Origin of the sequence: Mesorhizobium sp. WSM4310, assembly GCF_007003935.1 — a bacterium.
Taxonomy (GTDB): Bacteria; Pseudomonadota; Alphaproteobacteria; order Rhizobiales; family Rhizobiaceae; genus Mesorhizobium.
Genome location: NZ_VFTA01000009.1, coordinates 183314 through 208281, shown reverse-complemented (window position 1 = coordinate 208281; position 24968 = coordinate 183314). Strand labels below are relative to the sequence as shown.

The 24968-nt window shown below is 63.6% G+C and carries 28 protein-coding genes; 14 read left to right on the top strand and 14 right to left on the bottom strand.

Going from position 1 to position 24968, the window contains the following annotated elements:
• Positions 1-117 precede the first annotated feature (117 nt).
• From FJV80_RS13125 to FJV80_RS13115, 3 genes are all read left to right on the top strand, one after another.
• The gene (locus FJV80_RS13125) at positions 118-1449 is read left to right on the top strand and encodes a sugar ABC transporter permease (RefSeq protein ID WP_095787972.1); all 1332 of its coding nucleotides are present in this window, start codon (positions 118-120) and stop codon (positions 1447-1449) included.
• Positions 1450-1462: 13 nt separating this feature from the next.
• Positions 1463-2275, top strand: a complete 813-nt coding sequence (locus FJV80_RS13120) for an ATP-binding cassette domain-containing protein (RefSeq protein ID WP_095772154.1) — start codon at positions 1463-1465, stop codon at positions 2273-2275.
• 150 nt (positions 2276-2425) lie between these two features.
• Positions 2426-4066 carry a CHASE domain-containing protein gene (locus FJV80_RS13115; RefSeq protein WP_142876572.1) on the top strand — a complete coding sequence of 547 codons (1641 nt, stop codon included), beginning with the start codon at positions 2426-2428 and terminating at the stop codon, positions 4064-4066.
• A gap of 98 nt (positions 4067-4164) precedes the next feature.
• On the opposite strand, the gene FJV80_RS13110 is transcribed toward FJV80_RS13115, so the two are convergent.
• The 6 genes from FJV80_RS13110 to FJV80_RS13090 form a co-directional block, all read right to left on the bottom strand.
• Positions 4165-4410 carry a YMGG-like glycine zipper-containing protein gene (locus FJV80_RS13110; RefSeq protein ID WP_095772156.1) on the bottom strand — a complete coding sequence of 82 codons (246 nt, stop codon included), beginning with the start codon at positions 4408-4410 and terminating at the stop codon, positions 4165-4167.
• A gap of 82 nt (positions 4411-4492) precedes the next feature.
• Positions 4493-4819 carry a hypothetical protein gene (locus FJV80_RS13105; protein ID WP_095787970.1) on the bottom strand — a complete coding sequence of 109 codons (327 nt, stop codon included), beginning with the start codon at positions 4817-4819 and terminating at the stop codon, positions 4493-4495.
• A gap of 131 nt (positions 4820-4950) precedes the next feature.
• Complete coding sequence (locus FJV80_RS34530; protein ID WP_179295874.1) at positions 4951-5124, bottom strand: hypothetical protein; 174 nt, start codon at positions 5122-5124, stop codon at positions 4951-4953.
• A 112-nt stretch (positions 5125-5236) separates the two neighbouring features.
• Positions 5237-6271: a sensor histidine kinase gene (locus FJV80_RS13100; RefSeq protein WP_095787969.1), complete on the bottom strand. Its 1035-nt coding sequence runs from the start codon at positions 6269-6271 to the stop codon at positions 5237-5239.
• Between the two features lie 189 nt (positions 6272-6460).
• Positions 6461-6625, bottom strand: a complete 165-nt coding sequence (locus tag FJV80_RS13095) for a DUF1328 domain-containing protein (RefSeq protein ID WP_010911886.1) — start codon at positions 6623-6625, stop codon at positions 6461-6463.
• A gap of 300 nt (positions 6626-6925) precedes the next feature.
• On the bottom strand, positions 6926-7720 hold the full coding sequence (locus FJV80_RS13090) for a response regulator (protein ID WP_064990804.1): 795 nt from the start codon (positions 7718-7720) through the stop codon (positions 6926-6928).
• Positions 7721-7938: 218 nt separating this feature from the next.
• On the opposite strand from FJV80_RS13090, the gene FJV80_RS13085 reads away from it, so the two are divergent.
• Both FJV80_RS13085 and FJV80_RS13080 read left to right on the top strand, forming a co-directional pair.
• Complete coding sequence (locus FJV80_RS13085; protein ID WP_010911884.1) at positions 7939-8142, top strand: NepR family anti-sigma factor; 204 nt, start codon at positions 7939-7941, stop codon at positions 8140-8142.
• Positions 8143-8145: 3 nt separating this feature from the next.
• On the top strand, positions 8146-8697 hold the full coding sequence (locus tag FJV80_RS13080; protein WP_095772158.1) for an RNA polymerase sigma factor: 552 nt from the start codon (positions 8146-8148) through the stop codon (positions 8695-8697).
• A 32-nt stretch (positions 8698-8729) separates the two neighbouring features.
• On the opposite strand, the gene FJV80_RS13075 is transcribed toward FJV80_RS13080, so the two are convergent.
• Positions 8730-9110, bottom strand: coding sequence for a response regulator (locus FJV80_RS13075; RefSeq protein ID WP_245438011.1), 381 nt, complete (start codon positions 9108-9110; stop codon positions 8730-8732).
• 148 nt (positions 9111-9258) lie between these two features.
• Between FJV80_RS13075 and FJV80_RS13070 the strand changes: the two genes are divergently transcribed.
• The 3 genes from FJV80_RS13070 to FJV80_RS13060 all read left to right on the top strand — a co-directional run bounded on the left by FJV80_RS13070 (position 9259) and on the right by FJV80_RS13060 (position 10937).
• Positions 9259-10020: a Crp/Fnr family transcriptional regulator gene (locus FJV80_RS13070; protein ID WP_095772159.1), complete on the top strand. Its 762-nt coding sequence runs from the start codon at positions 9259-9261 to the stop codon at positions 10018-10020.
• A gap of 123 nt (positions 10021-10143) precedes the next feature.
• Positions 10144-10470 carry a DUF883 family protein gene (locus tag FJV80_RS13065; protein ID WP_069090305.1) on the top strand — a complete coding sequence of 109 codons (327 nt, stop codon included), beginning with the start codon at positions 10144-10146 and terminating at the stop codon, positions 10468-10470.
• An 8-nt stretch (positions 10471-10478) separates the two neighbouring features.
• On the top strand, positions 10479-10937 hold the full coding sequence (locus FJV80_RS13060; protein WP_142876571.1) for a hypothetical protein: 459 nt from the start codon (positions 10479-10481) through the stop codon (positions 10935-10937).
• A 32-nt stretch (positions 10938-10969) separates the two neighbouring features.
• Here the strand turns inward: FJV80_RS13060 and FJV80_RS13055 are convergent, their stop codons facing one another.
• Positions 10970-12502 (bottom strand): HWE histidine kinase domain-containing protein, encoded by a 1533-nt coding sequence (locus FJV80_RS13055; RefSeq protein ID WP_142876570.1) that lies wholly within the window; start codon positions 12500-12502, stop codon positions 10970-10972.
• A 152-nt stretch (positions 12503-12654) separates the two neighbouring features.
• Between FJV80_RS13055 and FJV80_RS34525 the strand changes: the two genes are divergently transcribed.
• Positions 12655-12828 (top strand): hypothetical protein, encoded by a 174-nt coding sequence (locus FJV80_RS34525; RefSeq protein ID WP_095793270.1) that lies wholly within the window; start codon positions 12655-12657, stop codon positions 12826-12828.
• Positions 12829-12857: 29 nt separating this feature from the next.
• On the opposite strand, the gene FJV80_RS13050 is transcribed toward FJV80_RS34525, so the two are convergent.
• Positions 12858-13778 carry a diacylglycerol kinase family protein gene (locus tag FJV80_RS13050; RefSeq protein WP_095772163.1) on the bottom strand — a complete coding sequence of 307 codons (921 nt, stop codon included), beginning with the start codon at positions 13776-13778 and terminating at the stop codon, positions 12858-12860.
• A 281-nt stretch (positions 13779-14059) separates the two neighbouring features.
• Here FJV80_RS13050 and FJV80_RS13045 point away from each other — a divergent pair, with 281 nt between their 5' ends.
• On the top strand, positions 14060-15379 hold the full coding sequence (locus FJV80_RS13045) for a PRC-barrel domain-containing protein (RefSeq protein ID WP_142876569.1): 1320 nt from the start codon (positions 14060-14062) through the stop codon (positions 15377-15379).
• A gap of 29 nt (positions 15380-15408) precedes the next feature.
• On the opposite strand, the gene FJV80_RS13040 is transcribed toward FJV80_RS13045, so the two are convergent.
• Entirely contained in the window at positions 15409-16977 is a 1569-nt protein-coding gene (locus FJV80_RS13040; protein ID WP_142876568.1) for an alkaline phosphatase family protein, read from the bottom strand.
• A 226-nt stretch (positions 16978-17203) separates the two neighbouring features.
• Between FJV80_RS13040 and FJV80_RS13035 the strand changes: the two genes are divergently transcribed.
• The 4 genes from FJV80_RS13035 to FJV80_RS13020 all read left to right on the top strand — a co-directional run bounded on the left by FJV80_RS13035 (position 17204) and on the right by FJV80_RS13020 (position 20265).
• On the top strand, positions 17204-18136 hold the full coding sequence (locus FJV80_RS13035) for a VOC family protein (RefSeq protein ID WP_142876567.1): 933 nt from the start codon (positions 17204-17206) through the stop codon (positions 18134-18136).
• A gap of 3 nt (positions 18137-18139) precedes the next feature.
• The gene (locus FJV80_RS13030) at positions 18140-18760 is read left to right on the top strand and encodes an alpha/beta hydrolase (RefSeq protein WP_095772166.1); all 621 of its coding nucleotides are present in this window, start codon (positions 18140-18142) and stop codon (positions 18758-18760) included.
• Between the two features lie 2 nt (positions 18761-18762).
• Positions 18763-19062, top strand: a complete 300-nt coding sequence (locus FJV80_RS13025) for a GNAT family N-acetyltransferase (protein WP_095772167.1) — start codon at positions 18763-18765, stop codon at positions 19060-19062.
• A gap of 144 nt (positions 19063-19206) precedes the next feature.
• Positions 19207-20265, top strand: a complete 1059-nt coding sequence (locus FJV80_RS13020) for a dipeptidase (protein WP_095772168.1) — start codon at positions 19207-19209, stop codon at positions 20263-20265.
• Between the two features lie 10 nt (positions 20266-20275).
• Here the strand turns inward: FJV80_RS13020 and FJV80_RS13015 are convergent, their stop codons facing one another.
• From FJV80_RS13015 to FJV80_RS13000, 4 genes are read right to left on the bottom strand one after another with little or no spacing between them, the layout of a single operon-like run.
• Entirely contained in the window at positions 20276-20521 is a 246-nt protein-coding gene (locus FJV80_RS13015; protein WP_095772169.1) for a hypothetical protein, read from the bottom strand.
• 2 nt (positions 20522-20523) lie between these two features.
• On the bottom strand, positions 20524-21783 hold the full coding sequence (locus FJV80_RS13010; RefSeq protein WP_142876566.1) for an aminomethyltransferase family protein: 1260 nt from the start codon (positions 21781-21783) through the stop codon (positions 20524-20526).
• Positions 21784-21786: 3 nt separating this feature from the next.
• On the bottom strand, positions 21787-23352 hold the full coding sequence (locus FJV80_RS13005) for an NAD(P)/FAD-dependent oxidoreductase (protein WP_142876565.1): 1566 nt from the start codon (positions 23350-23352) through the stop codon (positions 21787-21789).
• Complete coding sequence (locus FJV80_RS13000; protein WP_142876564.1) at positions 23339-24958, bottom strand: NAD(P)/FAD-dependent oxidoreductase; 1620 nt, start codon at positions 24956-24958, stop codon at positions 23339-23341. Before FJV80_RS13000 ends, FJV80_RS13005 begins: the two co-directional genes overlap by 14 nt.
• Between the last annotated feature and the right edge of the window lie 10 nt (positions 24959-24968).

Genomic DNA, 24968 nt, shown 5'->3' with positions numbered 1-24968 from the left:
CCGCGCCCAAAACGCGGGGGCGTTTCTCAAGGGGCTTCCCGCTTCAAATGACCGCGGAAAGCAAATAGCATCCATGTTCGGTACCCGCGCCAGACGGTAAACCGGTGGGAGGACAGCATGACCGACACGACCTCTAATCAACCGGTCGGCAGCACGGCAGCGGACAGGGCGCGTGCATCCGAACTCAGCGCCGTCGGACGGTTCCTCAAGGCTACCGAGCTCGACACGCGCATGCTCGGCATGATCGGCGCGCTGCTGGTCATCTGGGTCGGCATCCACATATTGTCGGGCGGGCTTTTTCTGACGCCGCGCAATCTGTGGAACCTGTCGGTGCAGACCTCGTCGGTCGCGATCATGGCGACAGGCATGGTGCTGGTTATCGTCATGCGCAACATCGACCTCTCGGTCGGATCCGTCGAAGGCGTGATCGGCATGATCATGGGCGTGGCGCAGGCCGAATTCCTGATCCGCGTCGTCGGTTTCCAGCTTGGAAACCCCTGGCTCTGGATCATCGCGCTGGCGGCCGGCGTGGCGCTTGGTCTCCTGATCGGCGCGTTCCAGGGCTTCATCATCGCCTATATGGAGGTCCCGGCCTTCATCGTGACGCTGGGCGGCCTGCTGGTCTGGCGCGGCATGGCATGGCTGATCACCAGCGGGCGCACGGTCGCGCCGCTCGACACGACCTTCCAGCTGATGGGCGGCGGACCACGCGGCTCGATCGGCGCCACCGCCAGCTGGATCGTCGGTGTCGTCGCCTGTGTGGCGGTCGCCTTCATGCTGCTCAACGGCAGGTCGCAGCGCAAGCGGTTCCACTTTCCGCTGCGCCCCGTTTGGGCCGAGACCTTGCTTGGCGTGGTTGCCTGCGCCGCTATCCTTGGCGCCGTCTGGATCGCCAATTCCTATCCATGGCCGATCGGCATCGTGCGCCAGTACGCCCAGCAGAACGGCATTACCGTTCCCGAAGGCGGGCTGTACATCGCGCATGGCATTGCCATACCGGTGCTGATGGCGGTGGCCGTGGGCATCATCATGACCTTCATCACCAAGCGCACGCGTTTCGGCCGTTATGTTTTCGCCATTGGCGGCAATCCGGAGGCGGCCGAACTTGCCGGCATCAACACCCGCTGGGTGACCATGAAGGTGTTCATGATCATGGGCGTGCTGGCCGCGGTCAGCGCGGCGATCTCGTCGGCCCGGCTCAACGCGTCGACCAATGCGCTGGGCACGCTGGACGAGCTTCTGGTCATTGCCGCCGCCGTCATCGGCGGCACGTCGCTCGCCGGCGGCTCCGGCACGGTGATGGGCGCCATGCTGGGCGCGCTTCTGATGCAGTCATTGCAGTCGGGCATGGTGCTGCTCGGCATCGACTCACCGCTGCAGAGCATCGTCGTCGGCGCCGTGCTGGTCATCGCGGTGTGGCTCGACACCGTCTATCGCAAGCGGGTTTAGGGGAGAAACGATCATGGCCGACAAAATCGCTCCCACAACTGCCCCCATTGGCACGCCGCTGATCGACATGCGCAACATCTCGATCGCCTTTGGCGGCATCCGCGCCGTCGACGATGCCTCGATCGATCTTTTCCCCGGCGAGGTGGTGGCGCTGCTCGGCCATAACGGCGCCGGCAAATCGACGCTGATCAAGATCCTGTCGGGCGCTTACAAGCGCGATGCCGGCCAGATCTTCGTCAATGGCGAGGAGGCTTCGATCTCCAACCCGCGAGACGCCAAGAAATACGGCATCGAGACCATCTACCAGACGCTCGCCTTGGCCGACAATGTCGACGCCGCCGCCAATCTGTTCCTCGGCCGCGAGCTGATGACGGGCTGGGGCACGCTCGACGACGTTGCCATGGAGGCCGAGGCGCGCAAGGTGATGGGCCGGCTCAATCCGCGCTTCCAGCGCTTCAAGGAGCCGGTGATCAAGCTGTCGGGCGGCCAGCGCCAGTCGGTGGCGATCGCGCGCGCGATCTTGTTCAACGCCCGCATCCTGATCATGGACGAGCCGACGGCAGCCCTTGGTCCGCAGGAGACGGCGCAGGTCGGCGAACTGGTCAGGCAGCTCAAATCCGATGGTATCGGCATCTTCCTGATCAGCCACGACATCCACGATGTCTTCGAGCTGGCCGACCGGGTCTGCGTGATGAAGAACGGCCAGGTCGTCGGCACCGCTCGTACCACCGATGTCACCCAGGACGAGGTGCTGGGCATGATCATCCTGGGCAAATGTCCTCCGGGCGCCATCCCCGGGCCGGGTGCGCTGAAGATCGCCGCCTGAGGCCTGCCGACGGCCCGAAATGGGCTGATCGGCATGGCCGGTTGCCGCTCACGTGATATGCCAGTGATCGCGATGGCTTGGCCTTGCCATTGTGTTGGCCTGATGACTTGCCCATAAAGGTCCGGTATTGCTCATGGACCGCATCATCCGTTGAAGAAACTCTTTCCAATCGTTGCGTTCATCGCCGTAGCGCTGATCAGCATGACCATGGCGGGGTTCGCCTATTTCGCGACACAGGAAGCCTCCCGCATCAAGTTCGAGGCGGCGGCCGACGACGCCCTCAACCGGATCGAGAGCCGTATCGACCTGCATTTGTCGCTGCTGCGGTCGACACAGGCCCTGTTCGACGCCCGCAATGGGGATATTTCTCAGAGCGAGTTCAAGGCGTTTTTCAACGCGCTGGACATCGACAACAATTTCGCCGGCCTGCGTGGCATCGGATTCCTCAGGCTGGTCAAGACAGGTGACGAGGCGGCGGTCGAACGCGACATCCTGCACGATTTTGGCGCCAGCCATCCGGTCTATCCGGACACGACGCAGCCCTGGCGTGCGCCCATCATGCTCTTCGAGCCGCTGGATCCGTCCAACCAGAGCGGCATCGGATACGACATGTTCAGCGAACCGGTGCGGCGCGCGGCGATCGAAAAGGCGATGGCCGACGACCGCCAGCATGCGAGCGGGCTGGTGCAACTGGGCCAGGGCACAGGCGCGAAACAGACCTTCCCCGGCTTTCTGGTTATCGTGCGGCTCAACGTCGAAACCGCGCCGGAGGTCATCAACGCATCACGATCCTCGACCGCGGGCTTTCTCTATGCGGCTTTCCGGGCCAGCGACCTGTTCCAGATCGCGCTCAGCCGCGCGCCGCTGCTGCCGGTCAACACCGAGATCTATGACGGCGCGGTGAACGGCGACAATCTCTTGTTCCGGTCGGAGACGCCGCCGGCCTCCGCCTTTGGCGACCGGCTGCTGGTCACCCGCAAGATCACGGTGGCCGGCCGCCCGTGGACTGTGCTGTTCCGGCCGACCAGCGCCTTCGCGCAGCCGTCTTCGCGCGCCATCCCGATGATGCTGGGGCTGTTCGGCCTGCTCGCGGCGGGCGCCATCGCGCTGGTGGCACGCTATCAGGAGCGCGCCTATGAGGCGGCCTCGCGCCTGCACGAGACGACCGAAAAGAGCCTGCTCGAAAAGGATCTGATGCTGCAGGAGATGAAGCATCGCATCAAGAATTCGATCACCCGGGTGCTGGCGATCGCGCGGCAGACGGCGTCGCGGGCGACCGACGTCAACGAGTTTTCGGCGTCTTTTTCGGCCAGGCTGCAGGCGATGGCAGCCTCCCAGGACATGCTGACGCGCTCGCGCTGGCAGAAGGCCGATCTCGCAGACCTCCTGCGCATCGAGCTTGGCCAGGTGTTCGGCAAGGACCTGCCCGAGGGGTTGTTGTCGGGACCGGAGGTGCTGCTCGACGAGACCACGACGCAGGCGCTTGGCCTGACCTTCCATGAGCTGGCGACCAATGCGCTGAAATATGGCGAAGCCGGCAATTCCGCCAATTCGCTCAGGAGCGACTGGGCGCTCAAGGTCGAGTGGTCGGTGGAAGGGCGCGGGCGGGAGCGGACACTGGTGCTGAACTGGCGGGAGGCCGGGAAGAAAAAAGTCGAGGCGCCGGCCGAGACCGGATTCGGCACCAAGCTGATCGACCTCAACGTCACGCGCGAACTGCGCGGCACGATCAGGCGCGATTTTCGGGCCGACGGTCTGAAGGTAGAAATCAAAATTCCGCTGACAGGCTGAGACGAATATTCAGGGCGATGGCAAACGGCACGCCCATACGTGGAAAATCCGGAGGCCGGCGGACCGGCCTCCGGATCGAAGTTTCGACTGTCGCCGAATCAGTTGCAGCGCGCCGTGTAAATCCGGCCGCGATGATCGCGATACTGGCAATAGCCGTTGCGCAGGTTGCGCACTAGCAGGCCGGAACCGGCACCGACAGCCGCACCGATCAGCGCGCCCTTGCCGCCACCGACCAGACCGCCGACGCCGGCGCCAATCAAGCCGCCGCCAACCACGTCCTGCTCGGTGGTGGTGCAGCCGCTGAGAGCGGCCACCGCAACCATGGCAATAATCATCTTCCGCATTGAGTCACTCCTCACTTGTGTCCACACTTTGGTAAGCTCCAGCAGTCATTTAGCATGAAATGACGGCCTTTGCCGCGCGAATTTATTCTTGGCTAAGATAGTCTTTTTCTGGGCGCACCGCATTCGATGCCATGACAAGGCTGGAAATGGCAAGAGAGGCGTCGAGGCTCCCGTCGGGACGCACCTTCCAGACGACCTGGTCGTAGTCATCCTCAAGTGCTGGATCGACAGCGAGACATCTGGCGACGATGTGCTGCGCCTGCCCCTGCACGTCGCCCATGGCAAACGGTCGTTCGGCAGTGCATTCGTCGGCGGTTTCGAAAATGCTCACCGGCACCTGAAGCTCACGACAATCGGTCATCGAGTTGCTGCAGCCGATGACAAGCAACAATGCAGCGATGTGTTCCATGGCGACATGTCCTCTCGCCACAACAACGGCCCATATCGGCCAAAAGTTCCTGAGCGGGCGGCGTGACATGCGAATAGTGCCCGGCGCTGCAAACGGTTAACAGCGCGCACTGTTGCCAGCAGGGGATTCGGTCAGGTCAGCTGGAACATAGCGATGAGGAGAATTGTCGAGGCTGCCGCCAGGACGATGCCCCACAGCAATGTGTGATGCGGCGTAAGCGGCTCCGCGGACGCTTCGGGATCCTGGAATTCGCCCATCGAAACACGGGCAGCCTGTTCCAGTCTGTTCATGTCGGTGACCGTCAAGCATTCCTCCCATACCGTGCCGCAACCCAGCGGATTGCAGCGGCATCTGGGTAAAACAGCATCCGCCCTTATGGTGAACAGCCGGTTAAGGATCGTTGATTGCGCCGGCCGTTCAGTGCGTCTCGAAATTGCTGTGTGGGACGACAAGACGGTATTCAAGGCGGCCGTCCGCGATGTCGAGCCTTGCGGTTCCGCTCAGGGATGCCGGCACCACCCGCTCCAGCGCGATGCTGCCGAAACGCTTTTGACTCCCCCGGCCGCCATTGGTTCCGATGGCTTCGGCCCATGTCAGCGAGAGTGTAACCTCGCCAGGGGTGATGATGTCGAGATTGGCGGTCACTTCGACGAATCCATCCGGCCGGGAGAGAGCGCCGTAGCTGACCGAGTTTACGGCAAGCTCATGCATCGCCAGGCCGATATGCAGCGCGGCATTGGGATTGAGATAGGGGTTGGCACCCCGGAGGCGAAGGCTGTGCGATGTGTTCGTCCCATAGCGCCCGACCTGGCTCGTCACCAGTTCATGAAGGGCCGCGCCTCGCCAGTTGGAGGATGTCACCAGATCCTGGGAGGAGGAGAGCGACTGCAGCCGGCCGCGAAAGCGCGTGAGGAAGTCGCCGATGCCGTCGGAATAGCGACCGGTCTGCGTCGCGATGCTCTGGATGATCGCCAGCAGGTTCTTCGAGCGATGGCTGACCTCGCGCAGCAGCGTCGTCAGCGTCTGTTCACGCCGCTTCTGCTCGGTCGTCTCGACCATGGTGGTGACGACACCTTGCACGTCGCCGACGTCGCCCCGGTCGGCATCGACCCAAACCTGAAACCAGCGTACGCCGTTTTCGACCGGGACACTGATCTCAAGGCGCTCCGGGTTGCCGGTGGCGACCACGTCGCGCTTGGCGGTGCTGATGCGGTCGGCCTGCGCTATCGGCAGGATGCCATTGCCGTCGGAGCTGTCCGAAATCCAGGGCGCGCGCATATTGCGGGCCCAGACGGTTTTCATGTCGCGGTCCTGATAGAGGACGGAAATGCCGGCATTGTGTAGCGCGTGGAGAAGCGCCCGGCCAAGCTGCATGCCACTTTCGGCCGGATGCATGGCGATGACTTCGTCGCTCCGTGCGCCTTCCGTCTTATCTTCACTCCTGGAACGCATCGGCCGATCTGTCCACTCAACTCACGCTGAACGGCTCACTATGAAATGGGTTCCCAAATGAAGTTTCCGAGAAACCATCCCCCTAAAAACGGTCCGCCGGACGGTCTCCTTTGAAGGATACCGCCCGGCGGTGGCTGGAAACCGTTTGAGGGGTGCGGCTTCCAGTGTTCGCTCGGAGAAGCGTTCGCCTCACGCCCGTCTGAACAGGCCGGCCAGGAGCGAAATGACCAAGAAGGCGAGAAAGATGAAGAACAATATCTGCGCTATGCCGGCGGATGTACCGGCGATGCCGCCGAAACCAAGCGCGCCGGCGATAATCGCCACAACGAGAAATACGAGCGCCCAGTAAAGCATGGTTCATCTCCTTCCGAATGCTGCATGGAAAACGTGGGTGGGTGCGGTTTGTTCCACCCTTTGCCGAAAAAGGCGATGCTTGCAAACCGTTAGAGCAATTCCAGGAAAAATGTGAGCGCTTTCCCTTGGGAATTGCGCCAAAACAACAACTTAGAGCAGCTCGCCGTTTCCGTGAAACCGGTGAACCGCTCGAGGCAAAGCGCCTCGAAATTCGCGACGGATGGGTCCGGTTTGCCAAAAAGGCCGCCCGACGCATCGCATCGGGCGGCCTTTGGGTTTGGCTTCCCGGCTGGAAGCGACCTATGCGGCGGCCTTCGCCTGACGGTCGAAGAACAGCGCCTGGCTGATCAGTGCCTTGACCATGTCGGGATTGAACGGCTTGGTCACCAGGAAGGCCGGTTCGGGGCGCTCGCCGGTCAGGAGGCGTTCGGGAAAGGCAGTGATGAAGATCACCGGCACAGAGGTTGACGACAGGATCTCGTTGACCGCCTCGATGCCCGAACTGCCGTCGGCGAGCTGGATGTCGGCCAGCACCATTTTCGGCCGCGTCTTGCCGAACATCGTCACCGCTTCGGCGTGCGTGCGCGCGGTTCCGACAACACGATGACCGAGGCTCTCGACCATCTCCTCTATGTCCATGGCGATCAGCGGTTCGTCCTCGATGATGAGCACATCGGTCGCCACCTGGCGGGAAATCTCGTTGCTTGCCTGGGCAAGCAACTCGGAGAATTGCTGGTCGCCGACGTCAAGGATCTCGGCTGCCTCGTCCTCGCTGAAACCCTCAACGGCAACCAGCAGGAAGGCCTGGCGCGGAAGGGGCGCGATGGCGTTGAGATTGGCGGCGGCGCGCTGTTCCCACGCCGATTGGGCCTGCTCCTGCGGCACGCGGATGGCGACGGACGTGAAAAGTTTTGCGAAGACCTTGTAAAGAGCAATACGGTCGCTCGATGCTTCGGGGAAGATGTCGACATCGGCGATGATGGCCTCAAGCATCGCAGCGACCAGCGCGTCGCCGCTCTCTTGCGATCCCGAGACGGCGCGCGAGAAGCGGCGCAGGAACGGCAGGTGCGGTGCGATGGTGGCGGATAAACTCATGATAAGACGTCTCCCTCAGTATGACGCGATTGCCCGAAATGCAGGCCAAGCTGATCGCAAGCCCCACTAATACAACGCGGGCTTTCTCAAAAAGTTCCGGCCGGTATGGAACGAAAAGCCGGGAACGGCGTTTGGGGTCGGGATGGGCAACCAGACGAGGGTGCCGCTTGTGTTGAGTTTGAGTATGGGCGGCCTAGTGCTGGGAATATAAGGGCGAAATGAAGGATATGACGAAAGATATTTTGGCTGGCGCCGAGGGCAGGCGCCGGAACGGTGTCGGCGACCCGCTCGGGCCCAACTCCGAAATCGGACGCAAACTCAAACAATATTATGACGAGCTGGTCTCCGACGATGTGCCGGATCGCTTTGCCCAGTTGCTCAGCCAGCTGGAACAAGCCGAACCCGCACAGAAGAAGGACTGAGGCATGGCAGCGGTCTCCCAAGGCTTCAAGACCGATCTGCTTGGGGCAATCCCGAGCTTGCGGGCCTTTGCCGTGTCGCTGACGCAGAATGCGGACAAGGCCGACGACCTCGTTCAGGAAACGCTGGTCAAGGCCTGGGACAAGCATGAGAGCTTCCAGCCCGGCACCAACCTCAAGGCATGGCTTTTCACCATCCTGCGCAATGAATTCTATTCGCAGATGCGCAAACGCGGCCGCGAAGTGCAGGACAGCGACGGCATCATGACGGCCAGGCTCGCGGTGCATCCGGCCCAGCACGGCCAACTCGATCTCAAGGATTTTCGCAGCGCTCTGGAGCAGTTGCCGGAGGACCAGCGCGAGGCCATCATTCTCATTGGCGCATCCGGCTTTTCCTATGAGGAGGCCGCTGAAATCTGCGGTTGCGCGGTCGGAACGATCAAGAGCCGGGTCAGCAGGGCGCGCACGCGCCTGCAGGAGATTCTCAAGATTTCCGGCGAGGACGAATACGGTCCCGATGCGATCTCGGCCCAGGTCACGGGGACTGCGGCGCATTGAGGTGGATCCGGGTCGCGGAACCCGGATCTATCTCACCCTGGAGAGCCGCGCCCATAGGCCAGCGCCACCGCTTCGACGAGATCTTCGCCTGAATAGGGCTTGGTGACCAGCTTCACCCCTGGAAAGGATGCCTTGATCTCGTCCGCATCGGAATAGCCGGAGGCAAACACGAAAGGCACGCCTGTTTCACGCAGGCCGGCGGCGAATTCGAGCGTCGATGTGCCGCCCAGCATCAGATCGACGATGGCCGCGTCGAATTGCGTCGCGACCTTTCGGCCATTGAGCTCGGCCAGGTCGCGGGCAACCACCACCTCGCCGGCGCCGTGGTCGCGGCAGAGCTGCTCGACATCCATGGCGATGAGGAATTCATCCTCCAGGACAAGAATTCGCAATCCGTCAAGCAAGTGGGGCACGGGTAATTCGCTCCTTGAAACGCTGGGGAGTCATGATCGCAATTCGGCGCACTGTCATTTAAAAAAGACATGCCCTTTCGCGGAACTCCGATTCAGGCAAAACGTTTAGGCACACCTGCTGACCGGCAGGCTTTCGAAGAGGGTCGAAATGCCAGGCCAGAATGGGCGTAACTTATCCAGTCGGCAGTATCCTTGCGAGAATTGTCCTTTGCGGCCATTGCCGGTTTTCCGCGAGTTCGAAAAGCAGGAACTGGCCTTCATCAGCAGCTTCAAGAAGGGCGAACTGGCGGTCGACAAGGGCGCCACGGTCCTCGTGGAAGGAAGCCACAGCGCCCATCTCTACACGGTGCTGTCCGGCTGGGCGTTCCGCTACAAGCTGTTGCCGGACGGTCGCCGACAGATCCTCAACTATCTCATGCCCGGCGATCTCATCGGCCTGCAAGGCAGCGTCATGGGGGAAATGCAGCATTCCGTCGAGGCCCTGTCGCCGATGCTGCTTTGCGTCTTCGAGCGCGACAGCCTGCATGAACTCTACCGCAACCATCCGGGTCTCGCCTACGACATCACCTGGATCGCGTCGCGCGAAGAACGCATGCTGGACGAGAACCTGCTCAGTGTCGGCCGCCGCAGCGCGATCGAGCGCGCCGCCTATCTGATTGCCTTCATCGGCAGCCGTGCCAAGGTCGTGGGGCTGAACGGCAAGCAATCCATCCAGATTCCGATCACCCAACAACATATCGCCGACACGCTTGGCCTTTCGCTGGTTCATACCAACAAGACGATCCGAAAACTGATGGATCGCAAGCTGATCCTCTGGCGCGATGGCGGTTGCGAGGTGGTCGATGCGGAAAGGCTCAAGCAGCTCGCCGGCTGGGAAGGGCTGGGCGAGGGGCGTCGCCCCCTGATCTGAGACGCTTCTGGCCATGGATCGACGATTGGTGCGTATGCGCGTGTTTTCGGCTAGTTTGCCACGATGCCGGAACCATGAGACGCAAGGCGCGTTTGAAATCGAGCAATCACAAGGAGTTAAGCAATGGCAACCGCCGCAGGGAAGACCGCCAACGAGGCGCGGGCGAATTCGGACCTCGAAGCCGACATCAGGCAGTTGAAGGCCGATATCGACAAGCTCACCAAGCAGTTGGCCAAGACCGGCGAACACGGCTATGGCACTGCCCGCCGCGCGGCCACCGAGGGCGTCGAGCAATTGCGCGCGCAGGGCGAAGCCGCCTTCGACAGCCTGCGCGGCAGTGCCAAGGACATCGAGGCGCAGTTGCTGGCAAATGTCCGCGAAAAGCCGGTGACGTCGCTGGCGATCGCCGCCGGTGTCGGCTTCCTTTTCGCGCTGCTCGCACGTCGCTAGTTCCCCAAATGGGACTTCTGGCATCCCTGCTCTCGGGTTTCGCCTCGGGCGAAACCGTGGCCGCCGTGCGTCGCGTACGTACGGCGGCCATCGTCTATGCGCTCGCCGCTTTGGCGGCTTTGTGCGGTCTCGGCTTTCTGATCGGGGCAGCCTATATCTGGGCCGCCGCCCGCTATGGATCGTTCGCCGCGGCGCTTGACTTCGGTGTCGGCTTTCTGGTGATCGCCGGTCTCGTTCTCCTGGTCCATCGTTTGACGTCGGGCGCCCGTGCCCGCCGCGAGGCAAGGCAGCGCAGCGCCGACATGAAGGCGATCGGCATCACCGCCGCACTCGCCGTGCTGCCGACCTTGCTCAAGGGAAAAGGCGGCCTGGGGGTCATTCTAGGCCCGGTCGTGGCGCTCGCCGCCTATGCCATCTACCGCGAGAATGTGAAGCCCGACGATCCGGATGCCGGCGAGGGGAAATAGTGCCGGCACCCCAGCCTGAGATCAAAGATCCCTCACTTGGACAGATCTTCCAGCGGCATCGATATTTCGGCGAATACACCTTCCGGCCGGAATTCATGGGTCACTTCGCTTGAGATGACCTTGGCCAAGCTGCGGCGGATGAGGATCGAGCCGAAGCCGTGGCGCTCCGGCGGGGCGACTTCAGGGCCGCCGCTTTCGCGCCAGGTCAGCACCAGGCGGCGGTTGCCCTTCCTGCCTTGCGCCTTCCAGTCGAGGGCGACCTTGCCCGATGCAATCGACAGCGATCCATGCTGCAGCGCGTTGCTGGCCAGTTCGTGCAGGATAAGCCCGAGCCCGACGGCCTGGTCCGGCGACAGCAAGTGATCGGCGCCGGAGATCGCGATGCGCGGCTGGTCGGCGGTGTCAAACGGCCTGATCTCGATCTGGACGAGTTCGCGGATGCCGATGCCGCGCCACTCGCGGTCGGACAAAAGGTTGTGGGCGATGCCCAGCGCCTGAAGCCGGGCGCCGAAGGCTTCGAGGAATTCGCTTGGCTGGCGGGCATGACGCACGGTCTGCGTCGCCAGCGCCTGGACGGTCGCCAGCGTGTTCTTGACGCGGTGGTTGAGCTCGCGCAGCAGAAGCCGCTGCCGCTCGTCGCCGAGCTTGCGTTCGGAGATGTCGTAGTTGACGCCGAAGATCAGCGTCGGCTTGCCGTCGCCGTCGCGTTCGATGACGCGGCCGCGCGTGGCCACCCAGCGCGGCGGATGAAAGTCTTTCACCCGGTATTCGCCGAAATAGTCGTCGCTGCCGGACAGGGCATCGCGAAAGCGGGTTTCGGTCTGGTAGACATCGCGCGGATCGATGGCGGTCAGGATGTCGTGCGCCCGCAGCCGGGTGGAGCGCGGCAGGTTGAACAGTTCCGACAGCCGGACATCGCATTCGATCATGTCGGTGCGGATGTCCCATGCCCAGCTGGCGAGCGAAGCGGCATCGAGCGCGATGGCGCGTCGCTTTTCCTCGCGCGCCAGGGCTGCCTCGGCCATGGCGCCGCTGCGGGTGGCGTGCTTCAAGGTGAAGAGGCTGGCGGCGAGGCCGGCCAGCGTCTTCAACTGGTCGAGCTTGGCCCCGGAGGGATAGGCATGCGGTTTGCGGTCGAGCACGCACAGCGTGCCGATCCTGGCGCCTGCCACCACCATCGGCGCGCCGGCATAGAAGCGCACATGATGTTTGCCGGTGACCAGCGGGTTGGTTCTGAAACGCGGGTCCGTCGCTGCGTCCGTCACCACCATGGGCTCGTCGCCGGCGGCGATGGCATGGGCGCAGAAGGAGATGCCGGTCGCGGTTTCGGTCTCGTCGAGACCAAAGCACGACTTGAACCATTGCCGTTCGATATCGACGAGCGTGACAAGGGCGGTGGGCGCCTGCATCACGGCCGCGGCAAGGCTGGTGATGCGGTCGAAATCCGGGTCAGCCGCCGTATCGAGCATCTCCAGCCGGTGCAGCACGTCCAGCCGGTCTTCGGCATTGACCGCGAGCGCCACCTCAGCCGGCAGGCTCGCTCGTATTTCTACCTTGTTATCCACCCCAAACCCCAAATGCCCATGCCGGTCTTCGCCGTCCTGCCGACGCACCGGCCCGTGACAAGCTTGCCCCGGAACCATCCTAGCGAGGAACCGTTACCCGACCGTGATTTGCCGAGTGCGCCAACGGGCGCAAAATGAAACAAGGATCGGCCATGCCCAAGATCATTCCCGAGGACAAAGCGCGGCAGGGGCGGTGGGGCTGGCACGGCCTGCGCATCCTGATCGCCGGGTTGCTTCTGGCCTTTGCGGCCTGGGGCATCGCCGAAATCTATGGCGAGGTGGCCAAGACACCGGCGACGCAGCAAGGAAGTGCGCCGAGCGGCTAGATTTTCGGCCGTCACGGTTGGAGATTTCATCAGGCGGCCTTTGCCGCGGCAATGCTGGCCGGCACCAGGACATTCAGCGCGCCGGGCTGGATTTCGATCGTCGTCTCAGGCTCGAGCCTGACCAGTTCGCCATCCATGACGGCGCGGAACTTTCTGCTGCCGGAATGGATTTTCAGGACGGCGCGGTCAGCCTGGTGGATCTCGACATGTTCATTGTCGCGCCATTTTCCGCGCGCCACGTTGAATAGGAATTTCATCAGTTCGGCGCGCTGTTGCGCCACCGTGACGTAGATGCCGAGCACGCCGCCCGAAGGATTGTCCGCATAGGGCAGATGGCCTTCACCGAACAGATTGTTGGTGACGCCGATGCCTGAGATCCGCGCCGTCATCTCGGCCTTGCCGATAGCGAGCGTGACGTTCATCGCCGGCGGGTTCTTGATTGTCGCCCATGCCGCCTTGGCCGAAGCGCCGATCTTGCCCAGGCGCGAGCCGAATTCCATTCCCTGACGCAGTTGCACCATCTTCGCATGCATGCCGATCGAGAATTGATGAACGAAGGGACGGCCATTGGCGGTGGCCATGTCGACGGCGATGATCTCACCGTCGGCGAAGGATTTCAGCGCGGCATCGAGCGACTGCGGAATGCCGAGGCCACGCGCGAACAGGTTCATGGTGCCGGCCGGCAAGATGGCGAGCGCCTTTTTCTTGCCCATCAGCCTCGCGGCCGCCGCTGAAATGGTTCCGTCACCGCCACCCGCCAGCACGACATCGACGGTGCCGCGCGAGGCGGCGCTGTCGAGGCTCTCCACGACGTCCTTGCCGGCAACCACGTCGATGCTCAGCGAATGGCCTGCCGTTTCCAGCGTCTGGCGCATCCGGTCGGAGAAGGCGGCGAGGTCGGTGGCGCGCAAGGTGCCGCCATCCCGGTTCAGCACCGCTGCAAATTTCATGCCCCGCTCCGTTATGTCAAAACGGGCCAGGACGAACCCAGCCGCAGGCTGAAACGTGGCGATACCGGAAAGGTTCCGCTGGAAACGGCGCAATTCAGCGCGTGTTCAACAGCGCCCGCGCAACTGCTGCGTGTTTTTCCGGCGCGAAATCCACGCCAGTTTTGTCGGAACAACGGCATGGTCACGACGTTGTGAACCCGTGGAGATGCCGCGCCCGATCTTCCCAGCGACGGTTCAATCGGGCGCGGCGTGCATGAAGTCAGGCACCAGGAGAGACTACCATGATACGCACCCTTTTTACCACGACCGCACTCGCAACGTTGATCGCGACCGGCGCGTTCGCGCAGAGCACGACGACCCCCGCACCTGCCGCACCGTCCGTTCAGGAGCCGGCCGCGGCCGCTCCGGTGGCGCGCGCCGAAGGCAGCATCGTCACCAACATCATTGGAGAATCCGTCTATAACGGCACCAGCGACGACGCCGAGAACATCGGCAAGGTCACCGATGTCGTCTTCGACAAAGACGGCATGGCCAAATCCGTCGTCATCGGCGTCGGCGGCTTTCTGGGCGTCGGGGCGAAGAATGTCGCCTTCGACTATGACAAGCTGCAATGGGCCGAAAAGAACGGCGACCGCTGGCTGGTGGCCCAGACAAGCAAGGACGAACTGAAGGCGCATCCGGAGTTCGACAGCAAGCCCTACGGGCCTGCGCCGGCTCCTGCCACTTCCACCGACGCGGCAGCACCGAAAGCGCCTGCGACGACGGATACCGCACAGGCTCCCGCAGCCGCTCCGGCCGAGCCGGTGAAGCGCGCCGACGGCAACCTAGCCACCAACATCATTGGTGAGACTGTCTACAACGGCACCGGCGACGACGCGCAGAAGATCGGCAGCGTCAACGACATCGTGCTGTCCAAGGAAGGCAAGGCCGAATCGCTGGTGATCGGCGTGGGCGGCTTCCTTGGCCTCGGCGCCAAGAATGTCACCTATGATTTCAACAAGGCCCAGTGGGCGGAGAAGAACGGCGACCGCTGGCTGGTGGCGCAGACCACCAAGGAAGAGCTGCAGGCGCAGCCGGATTTCAACCGCAAGGCCTATGATCCGGCACCGGCAACGACGGCATCGAATGAGCCGGCGCCAACAGCTCCGGCCGCGACCACCGCTCCCGCCGCCGCCCCAGCGGACAAGACGGCCGCAGCACCGGCGGCTACGACCCCTGATGCCACCGCTCCTGACCAGACGCAGACCGCCGCCATCGACAAGTCCAAACTGACCGCGATGCCGGTCGGCGAAATCAAGGCCGACGATCTGAAGGGCACCACGGTCTACGGCGCCAATGACGCCAAGGTCGGCGAGATCGGCGATGTTGTGCTGACGCCCGACAAGAAGACGGATGCGGTGATCGTCAACGTCGGCGGCTTCCTCGGCATCGGCGAGAAAGAGGTGGCGGTCGGCCTGGATAATCTGAAGTTCATGACCGACAAGAACGGCAAGAAGTACCTCTACACGACCTTCACCAAGGAACAGCTCGAGGCGCAGCCTGCCTATGACAAGGGCAGCTATGCCGAGAAGCGCGACCAGCAGCGGTTGATTGTGAAGTAGGCAGTAGGGCAGTAGGCAGTAGGCGCGCCCTATTGCCTACTGCCTATTCCCTTGCTCACATGTCCCACCACGCCATTTTCCGTCAGCTCCGCCAGCGCCAGCGACTGGTCGAGATGTTCGGCGCGCCAGGCGAGAAGCCGCTCGGCGAATTGCAGACGGGTGGACAGATGCGCAGGGCTGGTGGCGAGGTTGGTCAGTTCGCCAGGGTCTGCCTCGACGTTGAAAAGCAAAGGCGGCAAACCGCCGCCAAAATGCACGTATTTGAATTTTTTGGTGCGGATGACCGCCAGGTTGCACTGGCGCGAGGCAATGCCGAAATGCGCTTCGGCGTCGCCGTCCGCGATCGAGCGAAAATCGAACTCCCAATGCGCGGCGTCGCGCCAGGTGGCGGGGCTTCCGCCGCTCAGGAATGGTTTCAGCGAGCATCCGTCGAGATGCGGTTCGGGGGGCTCGCCAAGTAGGTCCATAAGCGTGGGCAAGATGTCTACCGCTTCGGTGAAGCGATCGACCGTGCTGCCGGCCGCCTTGCGATGCCGCGGGTCGCGAATGATCAGCGGGATGTGGTAGCTGCCGTCGAAGTAGCCGCCCTTGCCCAGCATGAAATGGTCACCCATCATCTCGGAATGGTCCGAGGTGAGAACGATGATGGTGTCGTCCCACGCGCCTGAAAGCTTGAGCGCCTGCCATATCAGGCCAAGCTGGGTGTCGACCTCCGAGATCATGCCGTAATAGATCGCCCGGATGCGGCGGAAATCATCCTCGCTCCAGTCGTGCACCTTGCCAGCGGCGCCGGGGCGGAAATTCGCGCGATACCGCCGGCTGAGATCATAGGCGAGATAGGGATGGCCCTGCGCTTCGGCCCGCCAGCTTTCCGCACGGTGGAAGGCCGGGCCGTCGGCCGGATCGTATAGCGTGTTGTAGGGCTCTGGCACGATGAAGGGCGGGTGCGGGCTGATGAAGGACAGATGCGCGAACCAGGGCGTGGCCTGTTCCTGCTCGCCGAGCCAGCGGATGAACTCACCGGCAAGGAAAGCCGCCGGCGTATGGTCCTTCGAATAGATTGGCGGCGCCTGGGTCACGCTGTCATCGTCTTCCTCGCCGGCAGGACGGTGGATGTCGGGAGAACCGGCGCTGGCATCGATGCCCTGCTGCTTCAGCCAGGAGAGCCACTGCTTTTGATGCTCCGGCAGCAGCTGGCGCACCGTGAATCCGGGCAGCACGCCTTCATAGGTTTTCAGCCTCGGATCACCTGAAGCCAGCAGACGCGGGTCGAGCGACACGTCGGTGTAGCCGAACAGCGTTGGATCGTAGCCGATGCCGCGCGCGTGCTGCGCGATGTTGCCATGACGGGCGTCGAGCGGTGAGCCGTTGCGGCAGACGCGGTTGTTCATCTGGTAGAGGCCGGTGTAGAGGCAGGCACGCGCCGGCGAGCAAGGGGCCGCGCCGCCATAGTGCTGCTTGAACAGCACGCCCTCGGCGGCCAGCGCGTCGGCATTCGGCGTCTTCACCACGGGATGGCCGGCGGCCGACACGCAGTCACCGCGCCATTGGTCGCAAGTGATCAGGAGAACGTTCGGGCGCCTGGCTTTTCCTGTCACTCGCGATACCTTTCGCTGCATGGTCGAATGCCATTCATGGAACCGATTTCCGCCAAGGGCGCAAGACCGCCCGTGTTAGTCGATTGGTGAACAAAATTCTTTCCATCGTTCACTTTTACAGCACAGTCCATTCTGTGTTTGGTGCCTTTGCCGCAAGCGGTCGCGTCCTCATATTGGCGTGGACAGCGGCGAGGGCCGCACAAACAACAAGGGAAGGAGCAAGACAATGCTCGACCAGATCAAGGGTCTCCATCACGTCACCTCGATGGCCAGGGATGCCCGGCAGAACAATGATTTCTTCACCCACAAGCTCGGCCTGCGCCGCGTCAAGAAGACGGTCAATTTCGACGCGCCCGACGTCTACCATCTTTATTATGGCGACGAGGTTGGCACGCCCGGTTCGGTGATGACCTATTTTCCGTTTCCCAACATCGGCAAGGGCCGTCCCGGCGTCGGCGAAGTCGGCACCACGGTCTACTCAGTGCCGGAAGGCACGCTCGCCTATTGGGAAAAGCGCTTCGCCGACGAAGGCGTGAGCGGTGTTTCCCGCGAGGAGAGTTTTGGTGAGAAGCGCCTCAGATTCGCCGGCCCCGATGGCGACGGTTTCGCGCTTGTCGAGGACAAGGCCGATAGCAGAGCGCCGTGGGCCAAAGGCGGCATCGCGACCGACGAGGCGATCCGCGGCTTTCACTCGGTTTCGCTCAGGCTGAAGGATGGCGGCGCCACCGAGGAGCTGTTGAAATTCATGGGCTACGAGGAAGTCGACAAATCGGGCAATGTCAGACGGCTTGCCGTGAAGAACGGCAACGGCGCCGATGTCGTCGATATCGAATCGCTGCCGACCGCGGCCTTCGCCGACCTTGGCGCCGGCTCGGTGCATCACGTGGCCTTCGCCGTCGAGAACCGCGCCAAGCAGCTCGAAGTGCGCAAGGCGTTGATGGATACGGGCTACGGGGTGACGCCGGTGATCGACCGTGACTATTTCTGGGCGATCTACTTCCGCACGCCGGGCGGCGTGCTGTTCGAAGTCGCCACCAACGAGCCGGGTTTCGACAGGGATGAAGACACCGCGCATCTGGGTGAAGCGCTGAAGCTGCCGACGCAGCATCAGCATTTGCGGCCCTATCTCGAACAGCATCTGCAGAAGCTGGAAGGCTGAGCCATGAGCAAGGACACTTACATCCACAAGGTGCTGCCCGGTTCGCCGGGCGGTCCCATGCTTTTCGTCTTCCACGGCACCGGAGGTGACGAGAGCCAGCTTCTGTCGCCGGGGCGCGATCTCGTGCCCCAGGCCACCATCATCTCGCCGCGCGGCGATGTCTCCGAATACGGTGCGGCGCGCTTCTTTCGTCGCACCGGCGAGGGCGTCTACGACATGAGCGACCTTGCGCGGGCAACGGACAAGATGGCGGCCTTCGTGAGGGCGCATGTCGAGGCTGCGAAGCCCACGGCGGTGCTCGGCCTCGGCTATTCCAACGGCGCCAACATACTGGCGTCCGTGGTGTTCGCCGAGCCCGAACTGTTCGACGCCACCGTGCTGATGCATCCGCTGATCCCGTTCGAACCGCGGGTCAAGGGCAGCCTCGCTGGCCGCCACATGCTGCTGACCGCCGGCAAGCGCGATCCGATCTGCCCGCCGAACCTGACGACGCGGCTCGAGGCCTATTTGCGTGCCGACGGTGCCGATGTCACAGTGGAATGGCACGAAGGCGGGCACGAGGTGCGGCCAAATGAAATCGAAGCGGCCCGGCGGCTCTTTGCCGGTGTCGCTCAAGGAGTTTAGACATGCCCGACCAACTGCCTGAAATCGAACTGGAAGACCGCGGCTCCAAAGGGCGCTATGTGCTGCGTGGCCCCGGCGGCGCCGAGGCCGAGATGACCTTCACCAAGATCGGTGAACACCAGATCATCATCGACCACACCGAAGTGCCGGACGCGTTTCGCGGCCAGGGCGCCGGGCTTCGGCTCGTCACCCGCGCCGTCGAGGATGCGCGCGCGGCGGGCAAGAAGATCATTCCGCTGTGCCCGTTCGCCAACGCCCAGTTCCGCCGCCACGCGGAATGGGCCGACGTGCTGAAACAGTAGGGGAGCGCAGCACGTCATCGATAGGCTGCAGCGGGGATAAGGGGCAGTCCCCGCTGCCGGTTGGCTTTGTCATTTGCCGCGACCGGATATCTTGCCTAGATATGATGTCTCGCCGTGCCGACAAACGAACTGAATGATCCCCCGATGACCGAAACCGACCTCGTCCCCGTCTTCGACGGCCACAACGATACGCTGCTCAGGCTGTATCAATCGAAGGACAGGGACGTCGAAAAGCTGTTCGTCGAAGGCAAGTCGGGCGGCCATATCGACCTGCCGCGCGCCAAGGCGGGCGGCTTCGCCGGCGGCATGTTCGCGATCTTTCCGCCGCCGGTCGAGAAAGCCAGGCGCAGCGCCGTCCCCTTGGCGCCGAGCGACAGCGAGCCGCTGCCGCCGGAGGTGCCGCGCGCCGATGCGCTCAACTCGACAATCGCGATGGCCTCGATCCTGTTTCGGCTGGAGCGGGCTGGGGCTCTGGCCGTCTGCCGTACAGCCGGCGACATACACAACGCCATGGCCAAGGGCACGATCGCCGCGGTGTTCCATATCGAGGGCGTCGAGGCGATCGATCCCGAACTGACCATGCTCGACGTGTTGCATGCCGCCGGCCTGCGCTCGCTCGGCATCGTCTGGAGCCGGCCGAATGCTTTCGGTCACGGCGTGCCGTTCCGCTTTCCATCCTCGCCGGATACCGGCCCGGGGCTGACCGATGCCGGCAAGGCGCTGGTCAAGGCCTGCAACGAACTGAAGATCATGATCGATCTTTCGCATCTCAACGAGAAAGGTTTTCGCGATGTCGCTGGTCTCAGCGACGCGCCGCTGGTCGCCACCCACTCCAACGTGCATGCTCTCTGCACCCATTCACGCAACCTCACCGACTGGCAGCTCGGCGCCATACGCGAGTCCGGCGGCATGGTCGGGCTGAACTTCGCCACCGGCTTCCTGCGCGAGGACGGCCGCATGAATGCCGACACCAGCCTCGACATAATGGTGCGTCATGTCGATTCCCTGCTGCAGGCGCTGGGTGAGGACGGCGTCGGCCTGGGCTCCGATTTCGACGGCGCCATGATCCCGGCGGTCATCGGCGACGTCGCCGGCCTGCCGAAGCTGATCGACGCCTTGGCCGCGCGTGGTTTTGGCCGTGCCCTGATCGAGAAGATCGCTTACCGCAACTGGCTGAGCATGCTCGAAAGAACCATTGGGTAGCGCGCTGGCGCTACTCGAAACCGATCCTTTTGAGCCAATCCTTGCCGACGCCGCGGTCGCGGATGATCGGCAGCGGATTCTCCTTATCGAGCCGCGCGCAGATGCGGTAGACCTCGAGCGTCTCGGCGCTCATCTCGCCGCGCTTGTAGAAGAACATGGCGGCGGCATAGCGCGTGCGGCCCGACCATTTTTCGCCGAGCGGCGTGTTGACCAGCTCCCACTGCTCGGCGGCCTCCAGCTCCGCTTCGTCGGTCATGGTCAGAAATCCGCCGGCGGAGTGGCGGTGCGGCGGTCGAGCTTGATGAAGGGCCGCGCCACCATCGTGGCCCGTTTCATCAGCTTCTGATACTGCAGCTCGCGCATGGCGTAGATCTCGACCCAAAGGTCTTCCACGACAGTATCACCATAGGGCCGCGCCAGCGAGGCGATGGCGATGTTGCGCTTGGCCATTGGCGACCACATGGCGGCGCTGACCAGTCCGACCTCCTGATGCTTCCTGTGATAGACGATGGCGTGTTCGGTCGGGATGTTGCCCTCGATCTCCAGCCCGACCAGCACATGGCGCAGCCTGCGTTTGGCGCGCGCCTCGAGGATGGCGCGGCGGCCGTTGAAATGGGCTTTCCGCGGATCGATCATGAAGCCGAGACCGATCTCGTCGGGCCTGCGCAAGCGATCGGCGCGGATGGCGTGCTCGGCGGTGGTGAAGTCGGCATTGGCAACGATCAGCCCGGCCTCGAGTCGCGCGCGATTGAGGGCGGTGTAGCCGATGGCGCGGATCCCGCGCAGCTCGCCCGCCGCCATCACCCGGTCCCAGAGGCCCAGCGCCCTGTCGGCTGGCACGAACAGTTCGTAGCCGAGATCGCCGGTGAAGCCGGTGCGCGAGATGGTGACGGATGTGTGGTCGTGCGGGAAATCCGCAAGGTCGAAAACCCTGAGCTTCTCGACACCAGCGAAGCCGGCATCGCGCAGCACGGCGAAGGAGGTTGGCCCCTGCAATGCCAGCCCGGCGACGGCCTCGGTTTCTTCCTCGACGATGACGTCGAAACCAATGGCGCTGTCGAGCAGCCAGGGCAGATGCCGCTCCTGCGAACACAGGCGGAAACGCGTCGGCGACAGGCGAAACAGCGTGCCGTCGTCGAGGACAAACCCCCCGTCGTCACACCATGCCGTGTAATGGACACGGCCGGGCCTGAGCTTGGTGACATCACGCAAGGTGACACGATCGAGGAAGGCTTCGGCATCCGGCCCCTCGATCCGGTATTTGGTCATCGGCGAGATGTCGAACAGCGCCGCCTGGCTGCGGATCGCGAAATATTCGAGTTCCTCGTCCCACAGCGAATGCGGCGCGCGGTAGCCGGCCCAATTGTACCAGTCCTGGGTCTTGGCCAATGCGTCGAGGCGGGGCTGGAACGGCGTGCCGAGGCGCAGCGTGCGGAAATGCGATTGCGCGGCGATGCGGGCGCAGAGAGCCGCATCGGCCGTCTTTGCAACGGACTTCTTCCTGGTTGCCTGGGCCATGACCTATCCCTTCATCGCAATGATGCGCCGCGCCGCGTTGAGGCCTGGGGCGCCGGAGACGCCGCCACCGGGATGCGAGCCGGCGCCGGCCAGGAACAGCCCTTTGAGCGGCGTGTCGTAGCCCGACCAGCCGGAGACGGGCCGCGAGATCAGCATCTGGTCGGCCTGCAACTCGCCATGGTGCCAGTGACCGCCGGGCATGCGGTAGCGCATCTCGATATCGGCCGGTGTCAGAAGCTCGGCGTGAACGACGCTCTTGCCGATGCCGGGCGCGTAAGCCTCGAGCTGCGCCATGATCGCCTCGAGGAATTTCGGCTTGCCGGCAACCCAGCCTTCCTTCAACGCGTACGGCGCGTATTGCACCACTGCCGACAGCACACAGGCGCCGTCGGGCGCGAGCGACGGATCGGCGAGGCTGGGCAGCGTGATTTCCAGCACCGGCTCAGGCGAGAATTCGCCATACTTGCATGGGTTGAAGGCGCGCTCGACATGATCGGGCGAGGGCGCGATGACCAGGCGGCCCTTTTGAGCGGCGGCATCGGCACCGGTGAATTGCGGCGGCCGGTCGAGCGCCAGATGAAGCTTGGCGGCGTCGCCCTTCATGCGGATGCTTTTCATCTTGCGCACGAAACCGGTGTCGATCTCGCGCGGCCCGACAAGGTCGAGGAAGGTCGTTGCCGGATTGATCGCCGAGACAACAGTCCTGGCGCGCAGTTCCTCGCCACTGTCGAGCGCGACGCCGACGGCATGGCCCTTCTCGACGGTGATTCTTGCCACGGCAACCGACGTGCGGATGGCGACGCCGGCCTTCTCCGCCGCGGCCCGAATGGCGGCGACGACGGCGCCCATGCCGCCTTGCGGCAGGACCTGCGCACCGGCCGCTCCGCCGGTCTCGCCGGCCAAACGATAGTACAGGCCGAGCAACGAGGTTGGCGAGCGTGGGCCGAGATGGCTGCCGAGGGTGGCGTCGAAGGCGAGCAGGCCTTTCAGCCTGATATCTTCAAGTTGCTCGTCGAGCAGATCGGCGACGTTCATCAAGAGCACGCGCAAGAAGTCGCGCATGTCTTCCTTGCCGAGTTTTTTCAGCGCCAACGCGGTCTGGCCAAGCCCTGCGGTCTCCATCAACGACATGCCGGCGAGATCGGGCGGCCGGCGGGAGAGGAAGGGCTTGAGGATGCCGGCATAACGCAGCAGTTGCGCGCGCAAGTCCTTCCAGGCGGACTGTTCGGAGGAACTGGCGCCGGTCAGCACCTCGCCATAGGCGCCATGCAGCATCAGCGCCGGACCGTCCATCGCTAGCGCCACAGACGGCAGGAAGTCGGCGCGGGCGAATTGCAGCCCATGCGCCTCCAGTTCCAGCGTCTTCACCACGTCGGGGTGCAGCCGATTCAGCAGGTGAGCGATCGACGAGACGCGAAAGCCCGAGGCGAATTCCTCGGTGCGCGCGGCGCCGCCGACTTCGCTGCCTGCCTCCAGCACCAGCACCTTGCGGCCGGCCTTGGCCAGCGTGGCGGCGGCGACGAGGCCGTTGTGGCCGCCGCCGATGACGATTGCATCAAATGACGTCATGGGCCGGGCTCATATGCGAGGTGGATTTGGCAAGATCGCGCAGGATTTCGGCTGCCGCATTGCGGCCGGGCGCGCCCATGACACCGCCGCCCGGGTGGGTCGAGGAGCCGCACATATAGAGCCCGCCGACCGGCGAGCGGTATTGCGCGTAGCCCGGCACCGGGCGGTTGAACAGAAGCTGGTCGAAGGTCAGTTCACCCTGGAAGATATTGCCTTCCGTCAAGCCGACCTCGGCCTCGATTTCGCGCGGCGTGCGCACCTCCATATGGACGATGCGGTCGCGGAAGCCGGGCGAGTGCTCGGCGATCTGCGCGATCACGCTTTCGGCGAAACCGTCACGGTCGGCATCAGTCCAGTCGCGGCCGTTCACCTTGGGCGGCGCGTATTGCACGAAGCAGCTCATGAAGTGCTTGCCCGGCGGCGCCATGGTCGGGTCGAGCGTCGTCGGGATGACCATGTCGAGGAAGGGATCGGCCGACCAGCGCCCGGCCTTCCAGTCGTCATAGGCGCGCTCCATGCGCTCCATCGAATCGGTGAAATGCATGTCGCCGCGATAGACCGGCGAATCCTTCGGCAGCGCCGGGAATTCCGGCAGCGAATCCAGCGCGATGTTGACCTTGCCGGAGGAGCCGCGGATCTTGAAGTTCTTCACCCGGCGCAGGAAAATGTCGGGCAGTTCCTTTTCCCCGACGAGCTTCAGGAAGGTGCGCTTCACGTCGGCATTGGAGACGACGAGCTTGCCGTAAACCTCCTCGCCGCCGGCCAGCACCACGCCCCTGGCCTTGCCTCGGCTCACCAGCACATGGTCGACCTCGGCGCCGGTGCGGATGGTGCCGCCCGAGGCCTTGAACGATGCGGCCAATGCCTTGGTGACCGCGCCCATGCCGCCGCGCGCATAGCCCCAGGCGCCGACCGAGCCGTCGACCTCGCCCATATAGTGATGCAAGAGCACGTAGGCCGTGCCGGGCGACATCGGTCCGAGCGCGGTGCCGATGATCCCCGACAAAGCGAAGTTCGCCTTGATGACATCGGTCTCGAAATACTCATCGAGGAAGTCCGAGATCGACATCGTCCAGAAGCGCAGCGTCAGCGCCATTTCTTCCGCCGACAGGCCGGCGAATTTCTTGCCGAGATAGAGCAGTTCGCCAAGGTCGCGCGGCTTGAAACTGGTCGGGTCGGGCGCGGTGCGCATCAGCAGCGGCTGGATGAAGCGGCATTGCCGCGTCACGTCGCGGGCGTAGCGGTCATAGGCCTCGGCGTCGCGCCTGGAGAAGCGGGCGAATTCGCGGCGGTGCGCATCATGGTCGCGGTAGTTGGCGAGATAGTCACCATCCCTCGTGAACACCGCGCCGCCCTCATAGGAAATGACCTGCAGGCCGAAGCGCGGCAGTTCGAGGTCGCGCATGATTTCCGGGCGAAACAGCGAGCAGACATAGGAGCAATTGGAATAGAGGAAGCCCGGCGTCAGCTCGCGGCTGGTGGCCGCACCCCCGACCCAGCCGTTCTTCTCCACCACCAGCACGTCGAGCCCGGCGCGCTGCAGGTAGCAGGCATTGACCAGGCCATTGTGTCCGCCGCCGATGACGATCGCGTCCCAAGCTTTCATTGTGGCCCGG